The organism is Xenorhabdus entomophaga (assembly GCF_037996725.1).
Taxonomy (GTDB): Bacteria; Pseudomonadota; Gammaproteobacteria; order Enterobacterales; family Enterobacteriaceae; genus Xenorhabdus; species Xenorhabdus khoisanae.
Genome location: NZ_JBBMXH010000563.1, coordinates 1 through 218, shown reverse-complemented (window position 1 = coordinate 218; position 218 = coordinate 1). Strand labels below are relative to the sequence as shown.

The 218-nt window shown below is 39.9% G+C and carries 1 pseudogene; it reads right to left on the bottom strand.

Going from position 1 to position 218, the window contains the following annotated elements:
• Window positions 1–109, bottom strand: a pseudogene (locus AAC854_RS24065) (transposase); the annotation flags it as partial.
• Between the last annotated feature and the right edge of the window lie 109 nt (window positions 110–218).

The following is a 218-nucleotide window of genomic DNA, read 5'->3' as shown; positions in this document are numbered from 1 at the left end:
GACAAAGGGTTTCACGAAACGTTTTCGTATCCGGAAAATAAACATTGTTACGCACTTGCTCATTCATATACTTCCACAATCGCTCTATCGGATTGAGATTTGGGCTATAAGCAACTGTCTTGAACATAAAAATTATGGCGCAACGTGATGGTAAGATTCATTCCATTCTTCGTTCTTTCTGAGCATGGCATTCAGGATAGTCAGCAACTTACGCATAC